Source organism: Halomonas sp. ND22Bw (assembly GCF_003011945.1).
GTDB lineage: Bacteria > Pseudomonadota > Gammaproteobacteria > Pseudomonadales > Halomonadaceae > Halomonas > Halomonas halophila.
Genome location: NZ_PXWD01001842.1, coordinates 1 through 234, shown reverse-complemented (window position 1 = coordinate 234; position 234 = coordinate 1). Strand labels below are relative to the sequence as shown.

At 59.8% G+C, this 234-nt stretch carries 1 protein-coding gene; it reads left to right on the top strand.

Going from position 1 to position 234, the window contains the following annotated elements:
• Positions 1–234: phosphate-starvation-inducible PsiE family protein (locus tag CVH10_RS24655; RefSeq protein WP_181244774.1), on the top strand; the 234-nt coding region annotated here is incomplete at both ends.

Below are 234 nucleotides of genomic sequence, written 5' to 3'. Positions count from 1 at the left end.
TGAAGGCACTGGCCGTGCTGATGGTGTTCGTGAACCAGTGGGGCATCTTCGATGTCGTCTACGTGCTTTACCAGGAGCTCGCCTCACCACCCTTCCTGCTGCTCGAGGTCGGCGACATCTTCCGGCAGTTCGGCGCCTTCATGGTGGTCCTGATCGCCATCGACATCATCATCAACATCCGCCTCTACCTGGGTACCAACGTTCTCCCCATCCAACAGGTCGTCGCCACGGCGC